We start from the raw sequence: 16,117 nt of genomic DNA, 5'->3' as shown, positions 1-16,117 counted from the left end.
TCCCCTAGTTTCGGCTGAAAACATAAAGAGGCGCCGGCTAAACTTGCCCGCCAAAGGATAGGATCGACTGTCATCTTCCGGCGATTTATAGCCTCGGCAGGCCCAGCCACCAACGGGCGGCCGCCTCTATTTCCGGTTGGGCAGTGCGTAGGCGATCAACGCGTCGCCCGCACCTGACAGCATTGCGCCATGTCCGCCCGCCGCGATCACCACGAACTGGCGTCCGCTCGCGTTCGACCAGTAGGTGGTGGGAGAGGCATTGCCGCCGGCGGGCAGTCGCGCCTTCCAGAGCAGCCGGCCGGTCGTCGTCTCATAGGCGCGGAACATATGCTCCTGCGTCGCGCCGATGAAGGTGACGCCGCTCGCGGTAGCCACCGACCCGCCGATATTGGGCACGCCCATGGGAATCGGCACGAACGTTGGCAGGGCCAGCGGGCCGCTGTCGCGCGAGGTGCCGAATATCCTGCTCCAGACCAGTTTTCCGGTCTTGAGGTCCACCGCGTTGATGCGGCCATAGGGGGGCTGCTGGCACGGAATGGCGAGCGGGGAGAGGAAGGGCGCGATATGGGCGGCATAGGCCACGCCCATCTGGGCGACCGGCCCACCGACATCGCTCATATGGGCGGCGTTCATCGGCCTGATGCCCTGTCGGTCCGCGACGGCTCTGGGGATCAGGCGATTGTAATTGCCGACCTGGTTGTTGTTCACGATCATCAACCCGCGCCGGGGATCGACCGATACCCCACCCCAGTCGATCCCGCCGAGATAGCCGGGCCAGGTGAGGGTGGGATGCTCAGTCGACAGCGGGGTCATGTCCCCGTCGAAGCGGGCCTGGCGGAAGCGGATGCGGCACATCGCCTGATCGATCGGCGTCAGACCCCACATGCTCTTTTCCGCCGGACGCGGCCCGCCGAAACTGGGCATGCCGACCGAATAGGGCTGGGTCTTCGACAGGCGTTCGCCGGGAACGGCGCCCTGCGGGACTGGGCGTTCCTCGACCGGCAACAGCGGCTTGCCGGTCGCCCGGTCGAGGAAGAATATCTCCCCGCGCTTGGTCGGCTGGAGCAGGCCGCGCACGCCGCCGGGAAGATCGACCAGCGTGGGCTGGGCGGGCACATCATAGTCCCACAGGTCATGATGGGTCGTCTGGAAGGACCAGCGCACCGCCCCGCTCTCCGCGTCCAGCGCCAGCACGGCACTGGAATAGAGGTCATCATTGACGGTGCGATGCCCGCCGAAATAATCGGGCGTTGCATTCCCTGTCGGCACATAGACGAGGCCCAGCGCTTCGTCCGAGCTCATGGGCGCCCAGCTATTGGGCGTGCCCGGCGTAAAGACGCCGCCGCGCGGCGGCAGCCCGTGATCGTCGGGGCGACCGATGTCGAAGGCCCAGGAAAAAGCGCCCGTGACGGCATCGAACGCCCGGATGACGCCGGAAGGCTCCCTGATTTTCTGACCATCCATCACCCAGCCGCCCAGAACGAGGCGGCCGCGCACGAGGGCGGGGGGCGAGGTGACGAAATAATAGCCCTTGTCGACCGTTCCCAGTCCCGCCTTCAGATCCACCTGACCGCCCTGTCCGAATCCGGGGCAAAGTCCGCCGGTCACCGCATCGAGCGCGATCAGCCGGGCGTCGAGCGTCGCGGTGTAGATGCGCTCGGCGCAATAGCCATGGGCCTGCGGGATGCGATAATAGGTGACGCCGCGGCAGACGAGGCCATAGACACCCGCGAGATCGGTCTTGGGCCGGTGCCGCCATAATTGTCGCCCCGTTTCCGGATCGAGCGCGATCACATCATTATTGCCCGCACACAGGAACAGGCGATTGCCCACCTTGAGCGGATTGACCTGAAAGGCCGTGCCTTGCTTGCCATCGGTGAGTTTGCCGGTGTGGTACGTCCATGCCCTTTCCAGATGGCCGACATTGGCGGGCGTGATCTGCGCCAGCGGCGAATAGCGCGATCCGCCCCGGTCGTTGCCATAGGCCACCCAGTCGCCATCGGCGGCGCGGGCCGGTCCCGCGCCCCACAGAGCGCTGCCCGCCGGCGGCGAACGATCCGCCCAGAAGGCGGCGCCGATCGCGCCGACGAGGAGCAGCAGAAGACCGGGCCACAGCATGCGTGCGCCGGGCAGGGGGCGGTCAAGGCCGACATGCCGCCGGTAATAGGGGGTGAACATGTAGAGGCCCATGGCGACCGGCATGGCCAGCCGGGGCGCAAGAGCCCAGCCGTCCAGTCCGACCTCCCAAAGCGACCAGCAGAGATTGGCCGCGAGAAAGGCCCAATAGAGGGTGACCGAGAGGGGCGAACGGCGCCAGCCGAGACAGGCCGCACTCACCATCATGAGGCCGGACACACAATACCAGCTTGACCCGCCGAGCAGGGCGAGCCGTCCCCCCAGCCACAGCAGCGACAGGCCGGCAAGAAGCATCGACAGGATGAAAATCATGTTCAGAAAGCGGCGCATCAGGCTCCCCCCTTGGAATCCGGCAAAAGCTGTGAGGGGAGAATCAGGCAGGCAATTGTGCCGCAAGCCAGTCCGGTACATTGATCCGGTAGCACTTCTGCTCATAGAGTCGGCTGATCTTCCAGCCTTGCCCGGTGCGGACGAAATCATGATGGTACCAGAGGCCGAAGACCAGCGTATCGGCCGTTTCGCCGTTGCTGACCGTCATCGGATTATAGCAGGCGGTTTTGGTCTTCGCCCGGTCGCCCGCGATCTGATATTGGGTGGTGGACACGGCATGCTGAAAGGCGAGGATCAGCGTCAGACTTTCCGCCAGGAAGGACTTTATCTCCGCAAGGCCCCCGACGACGCCCACCATTTCCGAATAGTCGATCACGGCGTCTTCGGTGAAATAGCGGTCCAGTGCGTCCCAGTCGCGTGTATCCACCGCGTAGCAATAGCCCACGATCAGATCCTGAATCTCGAACCTGTCCGACATTTCCTGCAGGGTCAGTGTCATGGCCTCTCCTCCTTCATTCTATAGAATGGCTGCTGACACAGTGCGGAAGGCGCGCCGCCTTCCATTGGGTAGGTGCCGAGCGCGGCGGCTAAGGGGAATGAAACGTCACTCCCGGGATCGATCCCGTGGACCGTTTTTTAATCAAGGAGACTATTATGGGCCTCGCCCCGTTCACGGAAGCCGATTTCGTCCTGTCGAAGGAGAAGCGGGCAGAAATCACCGCCGGGCTGACCGAGCGGCAGGCGTACATGGTCAATCACTGGATGGACCTGCACGAGGTCATCAACCGCGGCGACTGGGACGGCATGGACCAGTTTTTCAACACCGACAGCATGACCTATGACAATCCCAACCGGCCTGACCTGGGAACCTATCATGTCTGGAAGACCTCGCCGCAGGGCCTCTACACGACTTTTCCGCCCAGCATCTATCGCACGCTGAAGGCCTGGGGCCGCGGCGAGGACGAGATCTGCGTCCTTTGTCACCATCATGGCAAGCATACCGGCGGTCCCTATATGGGTGTCCAGCCGACCGGGAACGAGTTGAACGTGCTGTGGTTCTCGTGGCTGCGATTCCGCGGCGACAAGATCGATCACATCTATTCGATCTCCGACGTGCTGACGATGCTGAAGGATCTGGAAGTCATCGACGTTCCCCAGCCCGTCGATCCCTATAAGTGACCAACAGGCCGATCCGGCGCGGCGAGGGCGCGCCGGATCGATGAAGGGGGCTGGTCTGGAATTCGGCCGGAAAGGGAAGATAAGGGCATGAAGCGGTCTGTCGACCTCAGGATCGATGTCAGCGATGCAGTGGACCTCGGCATGGCGGCGCACATGGCGGTCACGGTCCATCTGCCGGACCTTGCGACACTGACCAACCGCATGACCGTTTGCTTCGCCTTCCCCGGCGGGGGCTATTGCCGACGCTATTTCAGTTTCGACATGCCGGATGGGTCCGGCGGCGGACAGGCGGGTTTCCATTGCGACCGCGGATGGATTTTCGTCACCTGCGACCATCTGGGATTTGGCGAGTCGACCATCGCCGAAGGCAATGCCCTCAATCTCGATAATGTCTCGGCGGCCAACGACGCCATGGTGCGGCAGGTCATGAGACGGCTGGAAGCGGGCACCCTCGTCGATGGGCTGCCCCCGGTCGTCGATGCCACATGCCTTGGCATAGGCCAATCGATGGGCGGATGCTTCACCATCGTGGCGCAGGGCAATCACGACACATTTCACGGCATCGGCGTGCTGGGCTATAGCGGCATCCATACCGTCGTGCCGACCCGGCCGGGACAGCCTCCGGCCGCATGGCCCTGGATTTCGCGCCGCTCATCGCTCGACGCGCCGCATGTCCTGAACGCGGCCGCGCTGGCGCAAGCGCCGGGCGTGACGCTGGGCGACGCCGAGGCGCTTCAGGCGGCGGCACGGGCAGGTGAGCATCCCTTTCAATGGTCTTTTCACCATGATGATGAACCTGCGGACATCGTCACGCTCGACATGATGGCGTCCGCAGGGCTGGTCGATCCGCTGCCCGAATGGCGTTCGGCGACCACGCCCCCATGCGGTGTATATATGGTCGCGCCGGGCGCGGTGGCGCTGGAAGCGGCCGCCATACGCGTGCCTGTGCTGATCGCCATGGGCGAACGCGATGTCGTGCCAGACCCTTTAGCCGAACCCAGAGCCTATAAGAGCGCGGAAGACATTCAACTCTTCGTGTGTCCCCGCATGGCGCATATGCACAATTTCGCGCCCACCCGCGTCCGCTTCTGGGAGCGCATCCATAATTGGGGCGATGGCGTGGCGGCGCAGCGCCTGCTGGGCTGAGCGGAACCCTTACCGCCGACTTTTAGAGGCTGAAGCCCCCATCGACGATCAAGGTCTGGCCGGTCATATATTGCGCCCTTTCCGAGGCCAGAAAGGCCACGGCTTCGGCGATATCCTCGCCGCTGCCGAAGCGTTGCAGGGCAATGCGTTTGCGCTGTGCTTCCCAGATTTCAGGCGAATAAAGCGATCTCAGGAAGTCGGCGCCCAAGCCGGCATCGATGATTCCCGGAGCGACCATATTCGCCCTGATGCCGTAGCGGCCTTCCTCCTTGGCGATCGCGCGGCCCAGGGCTTCCATCCCCGCCTTGGGTACGGAGGAGAGGGCGTCGCCGGGTGGGAAGCAGTAGTTCGCGACCGAAACGACGGTAACGAAATTGCCGAAGCCTTGAGCGCGGAAATGAGGAAGCGTGGCGGATACGATGCGGGTGAAGCCGACCAGTTCGATCTCGATGACTTCGCGCCATTGGTCTTCGCTGATCTGGCTGACGAAGGGCTGGGCTATTTCGACCCCGCTGGCGAAGACCATCGTGCCGATGGCGCCGAATTGCTCGACCGTCTCGCGAATGCCGGTCTCTATCGAGGCGCGATCGGAAAGATCGCAGGTAACGGACAGCGTCTCACAAGAACTATTGGGCAGAGACGCCGCGACCGCCAGCGCCTTTTCACGGCTGGACCGGTAGCCGATGGTTAGATGATCCCATTCGGTCGACAGCCGTCGGCAGATCGCGCTGCCAAGGCCGCCGGTGCCACCGACGACGAAGGCCGCGCCCTTCATCATAACGGCAAATGATGAGCCAGATGGTGGAGCAGGCGATCGGCAAAGGCATCATTGCGGTCGCCGGTGAACATGTGGCCGACACCATGGGCGATCTCGATCTCCAGTTGCGGGGCCAGTGCCCGAAACTGCCTGACGCTCTCGTCCGAAACGATCTCGCTCAGTTCCGCCTTCACAAGGACAAGCGGTGATTTTACGCGCCGGGCCGCGGCAATGAGCGCTTCCCCTTCCGAGGGGGGATGAAGAAATTCCGGCGCCGTCGTGCGCGGGTCCCAGTGCCAGAACAGGCGTCCATCTTCCTCGCGCATCGATTTGGCGAGGCCGGAAACGTCTGGCAGGCGGGGCTGGCCAAGATGGGCGTGCAGCGCATCGGCCGCTTCCTCCAGCGACGCGAAACCGGAATCGCTGGCGCGGAAGAAGCCGCGAATGTCCTCCACCCCCGTATCGACCATATAGGGCGCGACGTCGGCCAGCATGATGAGGCGCACCAGATCGGCGTGGCGCGACCCGCCCACCAGCGCCGATTGCCCGCCGCGCGAAGCCCCCACCAGGGCGATCGGCCTGCCGAGGGCATGGATGATGGCTTCGACATCGCGGCCATAAGCTTCCAGCAGATAGTCGCCGTCGCTGGCCCAGCCACTGTCGCCATGGCCCCGCAGATCGAAGGTCAGGCCATAATAGCCGGCTTGCGCCACTCGCCGGGCCGAACCCGCCCAGGAACGACGGCTTTGGCCGCCGCCATGGAAGAAGCAGACAGGCGGAGCGGCCGGGTCGCCATAGGCGTCCGCGACCATCTCCAGCCCGTCACCCGGCAGGCTTATCTGTGTGGGGGGCGTCATGCCGGAGCCATGCATTTACCCGGCGGCCACCGGCGGCACCATTTCCGCGAAAGACGGGTGTTCGCCGGGGCCCTTATAGGCGAATTTGCCCGGCGCGTGGTGCCACTTGCCGTCGTTGCGGCTCTCATAGGGCGAGGCGACCTCGATCAGGCAGCCATGGGTACTCTTATGGCCGACCCAGCTCCACTTCTGCCATGTCATGTCCGGATCGTTGAAGGTCTGACCGCCGCCGGGCAGGTGCAGCCCTTCGGCGCGCAATTTCTCCATCGCGCCCGGCACGTCGTCGGTGGCATAGCAAAGATGATGGACATGCTCGCCGACCTTTTCGAGGCGATCGCCCATGGGCGTGCCGGGGGCCGGCTGAATGAACTGGATTTCCGTGCCGCCATTGTTGACGAACGTCGCCCACTTCATGCCCGCATCGGCACCGCTGGAAAATTCATCATATTTGACAAGACGTTCTTCCAGCGATGCCGGATCGAGCACGCGCAGGATTTTGGTCCAGTCTTCGATCGCCTTTTCCAGATTGCTGACGACCATGCATACATGGGCAAAAGGTCCGCTAGGCATTTACTTTCTCCTCATCTCTTATAATTCCACCGTGGCCGTGCCGGAATTGACCGTGCCCCGGCCATCCACATCCAGCGAGAATTCGCAGGTGACGACATTGCCTTCGATCGCCGCGACCCTGCCCGTCACCACCGCCCGGTCGCCGCCATAGACATTGTCCAGAAAGCGCGAATCCATCGCCTTGATCCGTCCGCCGGGGAAGGCGCGCATCAGCATGTTCATCATATAGGCGACGTTGATCGGACCCTGGTTGATGACCCGGTCACCCAGCCCCTTCGCCTTCACCACCTCGACATCGAGATGGATGGGGTTGGGATCGGCGAGAAACACGGCCCACTGCTTCATGGCTTGCGGGCTGACGCTCTCGATCGTGAAGGGCGGCAGCGCATCTCCGATGGCGTAGCTCATGCGGCGAACTCCTTGCGGGGCAGAACCCACACATTATCGGTTTCCAGCACCTGCGTTCCATCGAGCAGGTGCAGGCGCAGGCGATAGGTCATCACATCCATGACGCCGAGCTTGCGGCTGCGCTTACGGACGAGGCTGAGAATCTCTCCCGTCACTCTGTAGCTTTCGCCGACCTTCAGCGGCGCATAGAACCGCACGCCGCTGCTGCCCATCATCGGGCCATCCTCGACATCGAATTCGCACGCTTCGCACACGCCGGCCACCGTCTTGCCCATCGCGACCTGGGTGGCGATATAATAATAGATCGGATGCGCGCTTCCGTCCCCGGCCGGCTCGATCCCGGTCGAGCGGCACAGGGCGGCATTTTCCTCAGCCGTGATGGTAAAGACCCTGGTGCCGTCCAGCGATGTGCCGTCGGCGTCGGGTGCGGGTGGAAGATCGTCAAGATCGCTCATGGCGGGTCCCTTAGAAAGAACGCGGCAGGCCGAGGCTTTCGGCAATCGTGTTGCGCACCATTTCGTTGCTGATCGGGGTCATCCGCAGGATGCGGTGATCGCGCCAGTAACGCTGCATGTCGGTTTCCGCCGAATAACCCATGCCGCCCAATATCTGGATGCCGAGGTCCGCAGCCTTCACGGCATTTTCCGTGGCGACCATCTTGAGCATGTTCGCCTCGGTTCCGCATGGCATGCCGTTGCTCTGCATCCAGGCGACATTGTAGAGCAGCAATTCGGTGAGCTTCTGCCAGGTCGCGATGTCCGCGACATAATGCTGCAAAATCTGGAAGCGGCCGATAATGCCGCCGAACGCCTTGCGTTGCAGCATATATTCCAGCGCGTCTTCCAGTACCCCGTCGATCGCGCCCAGACACTGCGCGCCGACCATGATCCGCTCATTGTTGAGCGTGGGCAGCATCGCGTACCAGGCCTGCCCGGGTTCACCCAGCACGTCCTCGTCGGGGACGAAGACATCCTCATAATGGACCTCGCACGAGCCCATGGCGCGCATGCCGAGCTTGGGCAGGAGCGAGGCGGTGATGCCGGGCGATTTGGCGTCGACGAAGAACATGGTAAGGCCATGATGCTTCTTCTCGACATTTTTGTCGGTGCGGGCGAGGACGAGCAGCCTGTCGGCGGCCTTGGCGCCGGTCGTCCACATCTTGGCGCCGTTCAGCTTCCAGCCGCCCTCGACCTTTTCGGCATGGGTTTTCATCGCGCCCAGAACATCGGTGCCGCCATCGGGCTCGGTCATCGACAGCGAGACGCGCAGCTTGCCCTGTGCCATGGGACGCAGCCAGCGATTTTTCTGCTCCTCCGTGCCGACCGCGCCGATCGTCTTCGCGCCGCCGAAGGAGGTGAGGCCCCAGACCCACAGCAGGCCACCGGCCGTTCGCGCAAATTCGCGGGCGAAGATCATCTGCATCATGACGTCGCCGCCCAGCCCGTCATATTCCTCCGGAATGCCTATCCCGAAAAATCCCTGCTCGGCGATCTTGTCCCACAGCGCGTAGGGATAATTTTCTTCGTCGGCTTCCAGCGCGCGCATCCAGTCCTTGGGCGCTTCCGCATCGACCCAGCGGCGGACAATGTCCCTGAACGCCTGCTGTTCCTCGGTGAGTGAAAAATCCATCGTCGTTCCCGTTAGTGGCCCTACGACTAAGCGCCTGTCGGACGCGTTGCGAACCTATCCAACTATAGGGCGGGCCGTCGGCAGAAACTGAACAGCTGGCCCACCATCATCCCCAACTGATCGGGGATAGGCGCGTTTTCGATCGGGTCGCCTTCACCGCCGATGGTATTGATGGCGATGCCCAGCGGCGTCGGCCAGCCCCTAAGCGCGTGGGTGATCACCCGCAGTTGCTGGAGCGTGGCGACCGCTGCCTGCCAGCCGGCCGCCGTTGCCACGCAGCCTACGGGAAGGCCGTCGAAATAGCAGCGCTCGTCGCGGCTCATATCCTCGACATAATCGAGCGCATTCTTCACGAAGCCGGAGATCGCGCCATGATAACCCGGTGAGCCGATGATGACGGCATCCGCCGACCGCAGGACGTCGACATAGCGTCGCGCCGCATCCGAACGGTCCGGATTTTCAGGCGCGTAAGACGGGAAGTCGATATCCTCCCCGGCCAGCAGCGTCGTGCGCGCGCCGCGTTCCTCTGCGATGGCAAGCGCCTTGCGAAGCGCCCGCTCGGTGGAGGAATAGGCGCGCATGGTGCCGCCAATGGCGACGACATGAAGCTGGGTCATATCAGATCGACAATCCTCCCTCGACCGGAATGACCGATCCGGTGACATAGGCGCCCGCGCGCGAGGCGAGATAGATGGCTGCCCCCGCCAGATCCTCCGGCGTGCCGACGCGGCCGCGGGGGACCATCGATTCCACCATCCTGCGCATCTCGTCGGAGGTGATGACCGTCATCTCGGATTCGAAGAATCCGGGCGCGATCACATTGGCGGTGATATTGTCGCGGCCAAGCCGCTTGGCGAGGCTCTTGGCCATCCAGTGGATGGCACTTTTCGAGGCCTGATAGGCGTAATTTTCCTTGGGCCCCACCTTGAGCGCGCCGACCGACCCGATGTTGATGATCGATGCGGGGCGGTCCGCCGTGCCGCCCGCGCGGAGCAGGGGCAGGAATTTCTGGAGGGTGAAGAAGGGTGCCTTCAGGTTCAGGTCGATGACCGGGTCCCATTCGCCCTCGCCATATTCGTCGATGGGCGCGTCCGCCATGGTCCCTGCATTGTTCACGAGGGCGTGTACGGCCTGCTCCCGCGCGGACACCGCCGCGACCAGAGCCTCTATCCCGACGAGCGTCGACAGGTCGGCGACGAGGCCGGTGCAGTGGCCGCCCGTCGTGGCCGCAATCTCCGCCGCGGCCGCCATCACCTTGGCCTCCGTCCGGGCGCAGATATAGACCTTGGCGCCCGCAGCGGCAAAGCCGGTTGCGATATGGCGGCCGATGCCGGTCGACCCGCCCGTGACGATGGCGACGCGGTCCTTTACCGAGAACAGTTCGGCCGCATTCATGCTTTTGCTCCCGCGGCGGCAATCTTCAGAATGAGGTCGGTCGTACCCTCCGGATCGCCCACCAGCAGGGCGTGATCGCCTGGATGGTCATGGATGGTCCAGCCCAGTTCGCGCGCCCGGTCGTGCATGGCGGTCATCACCGTGACGGCCGCCGCGATATAGTCGACGGGCTGGGTGATCGTCTCGGCACCCACGGGGATGACACAGGCGGTTGCCTTCATCGGCTGGTCCGACAGATTGTCGAGCAGCCATTTCTCCCGCGCCGGGTCCATGAGATGCGGATGGTCCTTGGCGGCCGCGCGCTGCATGTCATGCACGCCCGAACCGATCGGGCCTTCGCCCGCTTCGAGCATCGCATCCAGCGCGGCGAGCTGATCTTCGGGAACATAGCCCATGAGGGACGCGATCCGTTCCCCCGACCGGGGCACGATGGCGTCGAGATAGATGATCCTGGCGATGCGGTCGCCCACCTCGGCAATGACGCCGGGCGCGACGGTTCCGGCATAGCTGTGCGCCACCAGCACAACGTCGCGCAGATCCTTATATTTGAAGACATTGACGATGTCGCGCACATGGGTCGCATTGCCGACATCGCGGCCGATCAGATGTTCGCGCTCGCCAAAGCCGGTGAATGTCGGGGTGTAGACCTTGTGTCCCCTGGCCTCCAGCAGTTCGCGGACATATTTCCATGTCCAGCCGCCCATGCCGCCGCCATGGAGAAGTAGGAATGTGGTCATGACGATCAGGCCTCCGCCGGTTCTGTGTTCTGGATGAATTCGGGGAATGGGTCCGGCCCCCACAGGAACATGCTATCCTCCGGCGCATGATTGGCGGCCGGCCAGTCGACATCATGCGGGATGAAATCGATATCGGCCGAATATTCGCTGAAACTGCCCCACGGATCGCGCACATAATAGAAATAATTGGCGCCCAGCACATGCTGGCCGACGCCCCAATTGGGACCATAGCCCGCCCGCGCCATGGTCGCGCCGCCCAACCCCACTTCCATCACAGACCCGACGTCCCAGCTATTGTGATGCATGCCCCGCCGATCGGAAAGGACGAGGGCAAGCAGGTGATGGTCGCTGCCATGGACGCCATGCAGGAAGGCGACGGCCGGTTCGCTCTTGTCCGACAGGCGCAGGCCCAGCGTTTTTTCATAGAAATCGATCGCGGCATTCACGTCGGTCGTGAAGATCGCGAAATGCGAAAGGCGGCGGGGGTGGACCTTCGGCGCCTTGCTGTTGGGAATGGCGCCGGATTGGCCGGGCGCCGCGCTGGTGAAGGTGAAATGGCTTTTTTCCGATGGCGTCGCCTTGTCGGCGGCGCGGACATTGGTGGGCAGGCCATCAAAGCCCGCGAACCAGATGCCGCCGGTTTCGGCGCCTTTGGGCGCGTCGATGCGGGTGACGCCGCAACTGTCGAGATGGGCGGCGAACGCTTCCATCTCATCGGGATAGATGCCGAAGCTCAGATAGCGCAGGCGCTTGGTGTCGCCGCTCTGGCTCAGCACGCCCCAACGATGCGGATTGCCGGCTGCATATAATTCCAGCGTGCCATTTCTGTCCCGGACTTCAAGCCCGAAGAGCGTGTAGAATGTCCGCGCTGCCTCCAGATCGGGCACTTCGACCGCGAAATGATCGATGGAATGGACGCCCAAAACATTGGCGCGGCGTCCCGACGGGCTTTTCTGGTTCATCCTTCCCTCCTTGGCTGGCCGGGCGCCGACATGGGACGGCACCCGGCCTTTCGTTCAGGCTGCTTTGATGGGGTTCACAAGCAGGCCGATCTTCTCGATTTCCACTTCGCACACATCGCCATCCTTCATGAACAGCGGAGGATTGCGGGCAAGACCGATGCCCGACGGCGTTCCCATCACCAGAACGTCGCCCGCCTCCAGCGTGAAGCAGGTGGAGAGCAGGGCGACCGTGTCGACCACGTCGAACACCATGTCGGAGGTGTTCGCGCTCTGCACCACCTGACCGTTCAGGCGGGTTTCGATCTTGAGACCGGCGCCGCCCGCCGGCAGTTCATCGGCCGTGACCAGCCAGGGGCCGAAGGCGCCGGTATCGTCGAAATTCTTGCCGACCGTCCACTGCGGCGTCTTGAGCTGATAGTCGCGGACAGAACCGTCGTTGAACACCGAATAGGCGACGATATGCGACAGCGCGTCGTCCTTGCTGATATTCTTCCCGCCCTTGCCGACGACCGCGACCATTTCCGCTTCATAATCGAGCTGATCGGAGCAGGCCGGCTTGATGATCGGCGCGCCATGTCCGATGAGGCTCGAATTGAATCGGCCAAACACGGTCGGAAATTCCGGCACGTCAAAGCCGCCTTCGGCCGCGTGATCCTTGTAATTGAGACCCAGGCAGAGAATTTTCGGCGCCTTGACCAGCGGCGGTAGGAAGATGAGGTCTTCCACCTTCACATCTTCGCCCTCGCCGCTGACTTTGGCGCCAGCGTCCGTCAGGGCACTGCCGCCGCTGGCGATCAGCGCGTCCAGATCATAGAGCGCAGCGTCACCGAACAGCGCCTTGACGCCCGCGCCCGTGTCCACTGCCAGACCCACCGCGCCATTCCTTGTCACCTTGGCCAACCGCATATTCAAACCTCCTGAGAATCTTTTTCAAACCGCTGAGCCGATGGCATGGGTCATGGTGAAATATATTTCAAGTTACAAAATACATTCAATCGAATTGCCACAGGTAGCGAAGCTGATATAGTTCATTCGATGACGAAGAAGCTGAGCCTGACCGAACGCGCCTACCGGCAGTTGCGCGACGATCTTCTGACCTGCCGGCTGGTGCCCGGCGCGAAGATCAACATCAAGGATATCACCGAAACCCAGGGCTTCAGCCTTGGGGCTGTTCGTGAAGCCCTGTCCCGGCTGACGTCCGAAGGCTTTGTGACGCAGGACGATGCCCGGGGATTCCGGGTGACGCCGATATCGATCAGCGATCTGACCGATCTGGTCAGGGTCCGCAGCGACATTGAGGGACAATGCCTCAGGCGCGCCATCGAGAAAGGTGGCCTGGACTGGGAAACTTCCATCGTCAGCGCGGCCCATAGGCTGAGCAAGACCCCGACGCGCGACCCGCAGGAGGCGGCCCGTCTGAACGAAGATTATGCCGACGCGCATGCGGCCTTTCACCACGCCCTGGTCGCTGCGTGCGACAGTCCATGGCTGCTCAAAATGCGCGACTGGCTCTATGCCCAGTCGGAACGTTACCGCTATCTCACCGTGCCTCTGGCCCATCGTGACCGGGACCTGGTTCACGAACATGCGCAGATCGTCGACGCGGCGCTTGCGCGGGACGCCGACCGCGCCGTGGCGCTGCTGACGGACCATCTGATGGCTACCGCGCGGATGCTTATCGACCCGCAAAATGGCCAGAGCGGAACCCATGCCGAACTGGCTGTCGTCGCGGATCAGGCCCTTTGATCCCATTTCAGCTCTGCCTGTTCTGACCGGTCCCACCGCCGCTGGCAGGCATCAGCATATTGCTCATGCCGCCATCGACCAGCAGGTCGACGCCGCTGATATGGCCAGCATGAGGGCCGATCAGAAACAGGATCGCCTGAGCGACATCCTCGGCCACGCCTAATTTGCGCAGGGGGATATTGGCTTCCCGCTGGTCGCGCCGCGACTGGTCCTTATATCCCGCAGCGGTCATCGGCGTGTAACAGCGCGGTGACGAAGTCGGTTTTCAGCCGGGTCTGTCAGCGCCTTCAGGGGTAAAAACGATGAGGAGCATGGCCCTTTCTCCGTCGAACTCGGCGACGAGGGCGATGACGAGCGCAACATCGGTCTGAACTACGAACAAGAATGCCTTGGATGCGCCCCTGGCGCCCCTCGGAGTGCCGCAACCGAACAGGGCGCGCATGAGAATGCCAAGATTGAACCCGGCGACGTGGATCAAATAACGCTTGTGAACATTCTCGCGCCCGCGCAGCCACGCGCGGCGCATGCCGCCGCGATCCAGGACGTGGGCAAAGCTACGCTCGACCATCTCACCACGCTTGCGCATCGCCTTGCGTCCGACGGCGGATTTCAGGCGAGACCGATTGGCGTAGACGGCCTTCTGGGCAGCCTCGTCGCCGTGCCAGCGCAGATATCCATTCGGCGGTGCCGGCTCGGCGATGCGCGTCTTCCAGATGTCGCCGTCGAGACCCTTGAGGAGCTCGCGCGAATGATAGCCTTTATCGGTCACAAGATCGCAGGGATCCCCGGACGTCGGCGCCAGGCCAATGTCGGCGAGGTTGCGTGCTGCCGTCTCCAGCGTGGCGTCGAGCGTTGTCGTGTCGCCCTTGTCGGCCGGGTGGATCGGCGCTGCCACGATAACACCCGTGTCGAGATCGACCGCGTGTTCGGGCTTGTAGGCCAGACGCGTCGAGCCGTTCTTCATCCGCGCGACCTTCGCGTCGGGATCGGTCTTGCTCGCCCAGTCCGCATTCGACAGCTTCTTGCCCTTGCGTTTGCGATCGAGCCGGACAAGGTCGTCGATCGTCGGCGTGTCGATGCCGCTCTCTTGCGCCATGCGCACCAGCATCTCGCGGTAGGTCTCGCCATTGTCACGCCGCACGATGGTACGCAGCGCGGCGTTCGCCTCCATGGTCGAGCCATCGACGCCGATCCGCTCGCCTTTCACCAGATCGTGCCCGGCGACGAGGGCCAGTACCCAGCCGAAGATCTGGTCATGTACCTCGTGCGGCAGGCGGCTCCGCGTCTTCGACAACCAGCTATGATCAGGGACCTTGTCGCGGCTCGACAGTCGCAGGAACTCCCGCAGCGACAGCGAATCCGAACAGCGCCAGACAATCCCGCGTTCGCTGTCGATGCCCTCGAAATAGCCGATCAGCAGCATGCGGAAATAGCGGCCCGGCGGCAGCGACGGGGCTCCCATCCGCGGCGCATAATAGGGCTTGCACGTCTTCTCGACAAAGCCATCGAAGCCCGCCTCGGCCAGCAGCTTCTGGAGCTTGTCGTAGAAAACATGCCCCGGTGAACGCGGTATCTCCGCCCACGTCACGATCAAATCGGACTGGACCTCGCTATCACGCCCCATCGCCATCGCCGCTAACCCGCCAGACAATCCCACTGCCGCACTGAATCAGCCACCGCCGACTTCGTCAACGGCCTGGTAAGTGGGGCCGGGCGACACCGTATTGCACCGGATGCCGTCCGGACCCCATTCGATGCTGAGCTGACGGATCATCATCAGCAGCGCGGCTTTGCTGGAGGAATAGAAGCCGAGCGCGGGCGTGGGCTGGGTGGCCGACATGGATGCAGTCGCGACGAAGGCGCCCCTGCTTTCTTTGAGATGCGGATGGGCAGCCTTTCCCAGCAGCCAGGACGAGCGGGTGTTGATGGCGAAGATGCGGTCGAAATCGCTGATCGGCAGTTCGGCCAGTGCGCCGCCCATGATGACGCCAGCATTGCTGATGACGGCGTCGATCCCGTCCATATGGGTGAGCGCGGCAGCCACGATCCTGTCGCCGCAATCCGGTTCGGCGAGATCGACCACGCAGGTCGCAGCGGCGGGGCCGACCGCATCGGCCACGACCTGCAGATTGGCCGCATCGCGATCCGCGAGCAGCATCTGATGTTCGCCCGGTATCACGGACCCGGCCGCCAGCAGTTCGGCGCAGGCCCTGCCGATGCCGCTTGCAGCACCCGTAATGATCACCCGCATGTCACTCTCCCTAC

Annotated in this window: 19 protein-coding genes; 3 read left to right on the top strand and 16 right to left on the bottom strand. The window is 63.2% G+C overall.

What is annotated here, in order from left to right; genetic code table 11:
• Positions 1-126 precede the first annotated feature (126 nt).
• Positions 127-2,466 (bottom strand): membrane-bound PQQ-dependent dehydrogenase, glucose/quinate/shikimate family, encoded by a 2,340-nt coding sequence (locus K426_RS23905; RefSeq protein ID WP_066563022.1) that lies wholly within the window; start codon positions 2,464-2,466, stop codon positions 127-129.
• 43 nt (positions 2,467-2,509) lie between these two features.
• The gene (locus tag K426_RS23900; protein ID WP_066563020.1) at positions 2,510-2,965 is read right to left on the bottom strand and encodes a nuclear transport factor 2 family protein; all 456 of its coding nucleotides are present in this window, start codon (positions 2,963-2,965) and stop codon (positions 2,510-2,512) included.
• Positions 2,966-3,120: 155 nt separating this feature from the next.
• Here K426_RS23900 and K426_RS23895 point away from each other — a divergent pair, with 155 nt between their 5' ends.
• Positions 3,121-3,645 carry an ester cyclase gene (locus K426_RS23895; RefSeq protein ID WP_066563017.1) on the top strand — a complete coding sequence of 175 codons (525 nt, stop codon included), beginning with the start codon at positions 3,121-3,123 and terminating at the stop codon, positions 3,643-3,645.
• 87 nt (positions 3,646-3,732) lie between these two features.
• A complete protein-coding gene (locus K426_RS23890) occupies positions 3,733-4,791 on the top strand; it encodes a hypothetical protein (RefSeq protein WP_066563014.1) in 1,059 nt (352 codons plus the stop codon).
• A 22-nt stretch (positions 4,792-4,813) separates the two neighbouring features.
• On the opposite strand, the gene K426_RS23885 is transcribed toward K426_RS23890, so the two are convergent.
• From K426_RS23885 to K426_RS23835, 11 genes are all read right to left on the bottom strand, one after another.
• Positions 4,814-5,569 (bottom strand): SDR family NAD(P)-dependent oxidoreductase, encoded by a 756-nt coding sequence (locus tag K426_RS23885; RefSeq protein ID WP_066563013.1) that lies wholly within the window; start codon positions 5,567-5,569, stop codon positions 4,814-4,816.
• On the bottom strand, positions 5,566-6,405 hold the full coding sequence (locus tag K426_RS23880; RefSeq protein WP_226869703.1) for an alpha/beta fold hydrolase: 840 nt from the start codon (positions 6,403-6,405) through the stop codon (positions 5,566-5,568). Before K426_RS23880 ends, K426_RS23885 begins: the two co-directional genes overlap by 4 nt.
• Positions 6,406-6,420: 15 nt before the next feature.
• Positions 6,421-6,975 carry a VOC family protein gene (locus K426_RS23875; RefSeq protein ID WP_226869702.1) on the bottom strand — a complete coding sequence of 185 codons (555 nt, stop codon included), beginning with the start codon at positions 6,973-6,975 and terminating at the stop codon, positions 6,421-6,423.
• Positions 6,976-6,993: 18 nt separating this feature from the next.
• Entirely contained in the window at positions 6,994-7,383 is a 390-nt protein-coding gene (locus tag K426_RS23870; RefSeq protein WP_066563007.1) for a MaoC family dehydratase, read from the bottom strand.
• On the bottom strand, positions 7,380-7,838 hold the full coding sequence (locus tag K426_RS23865; protein WP_066563005.1) for a hypothetical protein: 459 nt from the start codon (positions 7,836-7,838) through the stop codon (positions 7,380-7,382). The genes K426_RS23870 and K426_RS23865 overlap by 4 nt, the downstream gene beginning before the upstream one ends.
• A 10-nt stretch (positions 7,839-7,848) precedes the next feature.
• Positions 7,849-9,012 (bottom strand): acyl-CoA dehydrogenase family protein, encoded by a 1,164-nt coding sequence (locus K426_RS23860; RefSeq protein WP_066563004.1) that lies wholly within the window; start codon positions 9,010-9,012, stop codon positions 7,849-7,851.
• A 62-nt stretch (positions 9,013-9,074) separates the two neighbouring features.
• A complete protein-coding gene (locus K426_RS23855) occupies positions 9,075-9,629 on the bottom strand; it encodes an NADPH-dependent FMN reductase (protein WP_066563003.1) in 555 nt (184 codons plus the stop codon).
• Between the two features lies 1 nt (position 9,630).
• Positions 9,631-10,407, bottom strand: coding sequence for an SDR family oxidoreductase (locus K426_RS23850; protein ID WP_066563001.1), 777 nt, complete (start codon positions 10,405-10,407; stop codon positions 9,631-9,633).
• Positions 10,404-11,144 carry an alpha/beta fold hydrolase gene (locus tag K426_RS23845; RefSeq protein WP_082749137.1) on the bottom strand — a complete coding sequence of 247 codons (741 nt, stop codon included), beginning with the start codon at positions 11,142-11,144 and terminating at the stop codon, positions 10,404-10,406. Before K426_RS23845 ends, K426_RS23850 begins: the two co-directional genes overlap by 4 nt.
• Before the next feature lie 5 nt (positions 11,145-11,149).
• Positions 11,150-12,106 (bottom strand): VOC family protein, encoded by a 957-nt coding sequence (locus K426_RS23840; RefSeq protein WP_066563000.1) that lies wholly within the window; start codon positions 12,104-12,106, stop codon positions 11,150-11,152.
• Between the two features lie 54 nt (positions 12,107-12,160).
• Positions 12,161-13,012: a fumarylacetoacetate hydrolase family protein gene (locus K426_RS23835; protein ID WP_066562999.1), complete on the bottom strand. Its 852-nt coding sequence runs from the start codon at positions 13,010-13,012 to the stop codon at positions 12,161-12,163.
• A gap of 129 nt (positions 13,013-13,141) precedes the next feature.
• On the opposite strand from K426_RS23835, the gene K426_RS23830 reads away from it, so the two are divergent.
• A complete protein-coding gene (locus K426_RS23830; protein WP_102999845.1) occupies positions 13,142-13,852 on the top strand; it encodes a GntR family transcriptional regulator in 711 nt (236 codons plus the stop codon).
• Positions 13,853-13,859: 7 nt separating this feature from the next.
• On the opposite strand, the gene K426_RS23825 is transcribed toward K426_RS23830, so the two are convergent.
• Genes K426_RS23825 through K426_RS23815 form a run of 3 tightly spaced genes read right to left on the bottom strand, consistent with a single transcriptional unit; the run spans position 13,860 to position 16,103 of the window.
• Positions 13,860-14,084 carry an SDR family oxidoreductase gene (locus K426_RS23825; protein WP_066562995.1) on the bottom strand — a complete coding sequence of 75 codons (225 nt, stop codon included), beginning with the start codon at positions 14,082-14,084 and terminating at the stop codon, positions 13,860-13,862.
• Positions 14,085-14,117: 33 nt separating this feature from the next.
• Positions 14,118-15,482, bottom strand: a complete 1,365-nt coding sequence (locus K426_RS23820; protein WP_013039168.1) for a transposase — start codon at positions 15,480-15,482, stop codon at positions 14,118-14,120.
• A gap of 39 nt (positions 15,483-15,521) precedes the next feature.
• On the bottom strand, positions 15,522-16,103 hold the full coding sequence (locus tag K426_RS23815; RefSeq protein WP_237230093.1) for an SDR family NAD(P)-dependent oxidoreductase: 582 nt from the start codon (positions 16,101-16,103) through the stop codon (positions 15,522-15,524).
• Positions 16,104-16,117 lie beyond the last annotated feature (14 nt).

It is taken from the genome of Sphingobium sp. TKS (genome assembly GCF_001563265.1).
In the GTDB taxonomy this organism is placed as follows: domain Bacteria; phylum Pseudomonadota; class Alphaproteobacteria; order Sphingomonadales; family Sphingomonadaceae; genus Sphingobium.
Note: the sequence above shows the minus strand (reverse complement) of the source record. Positions and strands in the feature narration are given on the sequence as shown.

Bases quoted from the DNA above. Each gene is read 5' to 3' on its own strand.
- K426_RS23905 (WP_066563022.1), bottom strand. From the start codon at position 2,466: ATGCGCCGCTTTCTGAACATGATTTTCATCCTGTCGATGCTTCTTGCC.
- K426_RS23900 (WP_066563020.1), bottom strand. From the start codon at position 2,965: ATGACACTGACCCTGCAGGAAATGTCGGACAGGTTCGAGATTCAGGAT.
- K426_RS23895 (WP_066563017.1), top strand. From the start codon at position 3,121: ATGGGCCTCGCCCCGTTCACGGAAGCCGATTTCGTCCTGTCGAAGGAG.
- K426_RS23890 (WP_066563014.1), top strand. From the start codon at position 3,733: ATGAAGCGGTCTGTCGACCTCAGGATCGATGTCAGCGATGCAGTGGAC.
- K426_RS23885 (WP_066563013.1), bottom strand. From the start codon at position 5,569: ATGATGAAGGGCGCGGCCTTCGTCGTCGGTGGCACCGGCGGCCTTGGC.
- K426_RS23880 (WP_226869703.1), bottom strand. From the start codon at position 6,405: ATGACGCCCCCCACACAGATAAGCCTGCCGGGTGACGGGCTGGAGATG.
- K426_RS23875 (WP_226869702.1), bottom strand. From the start codon at position 6,975: ATGCCTAGCGGACCTTTTGCCCATGTATGCATGGTCGTCAGCAATCTG.
- K426_RS23870 (WP_066563007.1), bottom strand. From the start codon at position 7,383: ATGAGCTACGCCATCGGAGATGCGCTGCCGCCCTTCACGATCGAGAGC.
- K426_RS23865 (WP_066563005.1), bottom strand. From the start codon at position 7,838: ATGAGCGATCTTGACGATCTTCCACCCGCACCCGACGCCGACGGCACA.
- K426_RS23860 (WP_066563004.1), bottom strand. From the start codon at position 9,012: ATGGATTTTTCACTCACCGAGGAACAGCAGGCGTTCAGGGACATTGTC.
- K426_RS23855 (WP_066563003.1), bottom strand. From the start codon at position 9,629: ATGACCCAGCTTCATGTCGTCGCCATTGGCGGCACCATGCGCGCCTAT.
- K426_RS23850 (WP_066563001.1), bottom strand. From the start codon at position 10,407: ATGAATGCGGCCGAACTGTTCTCGGTAAAGGACCGCGTCGCCATCGTC.
- K426_RS23845 (WP_082749137.1), bottom strand. From the start codon at position 11,144: ATGACCACATTCCTACTTCTCCATGGCGGCGGCATGGGCGGCTGGACA.
- K426_RS23840 (WP_066563000.1), bottom strand. From the start codon at position 12,106: ATGAACCAGAAAAGCCCGTCGGGACGCCGCGCCAATGTTTTGGGCGTC.
- K426_RS23835 (WP_066562999.1), bottom strand. From the start codon at position 13,012: ATGCGGTTGGCCAAGGTGACAAGGAATGGCGCGGTGGGTCTGGCAGTG.
- K426_RS23830 (WP_102999845.1), top strand. From the start codon at position 13,142: ATGACGAAGAAGCTGAGCCTGACCGAACGCGCCTACCGGCAGTTGCGC.
- K426_RS23825 (WP_066562995.1), bottom strand. From the start codon at position 14,084: ATGACCGCTGCGGGATATAAGGACCAGTCGCGGCGCGACCAGCGGGAA.
- K426_RS23820 (WP_013039168.1), bottom strand. From the start codon at position 15,482: ATGGCGATGGGGCGTGATAGCGAGGTCCAGTCCGATTTGATCGTGACG.
- K426_RS23815 (WP_237230093.1), bottom strand. From the start codon at position 16,103: ATGCGGGTGATCATTACGGGTGCTGCAAGCGGCATCGGCAGGGCCTGC.